Raw genomic sequence first — 255 nt, 5'->3', positions numbered from 1 at the left:
ACGACGGTAAAGGTCCACGCCGTCATCTCCCTCAAGGCTGAGCACGGCCTGGACACGCTGCTCGAGGTTGCCGGCCTTGCCCGGTCGACATTCTTCTATCACCAGGCCCGACTGAGCAATCCAGATCAGTATGCCGAACTGAAGGCCGCGATCGCAGCGGCGTTCGACGACAACCACGGCCGCTACGGGCATCGCCGCATCCACCAGGTGCTGATCAACGCTGGCTGGTCGGTGGCGAAGAAGACCGTGCTCAAA

1 protein-coding gene is annotated in these 255 nt (G+C 62.4%); it reads left to right on the top strand.

The genetic code is table 11. The features are described 5' to 3' along the window. Nucleotides 1–255, top strand: a 255-nt coding sequence (locus tag MTX36_RS29600) for an IS3 family transposase (protein ID WP_243623221.1), incomplete at both ends; no start/stop codon positions are given.

The sequence above is a fragment of the Rhodococcus sp. ARC_M6 genome, from assembly GCF_022810305.1.
Classification (GTDB): domain Bacteria; phylum Actinomycetota; class Actinomycetes; order Mycobacteriales; family Mycobacteriaceae; genus Rhodococcus_F.
The sequence above is the reverse complement of the archived record's forward strand: the minus strand, read 5'-3'. Positions and strand labels throughout refer to the sequence as shown.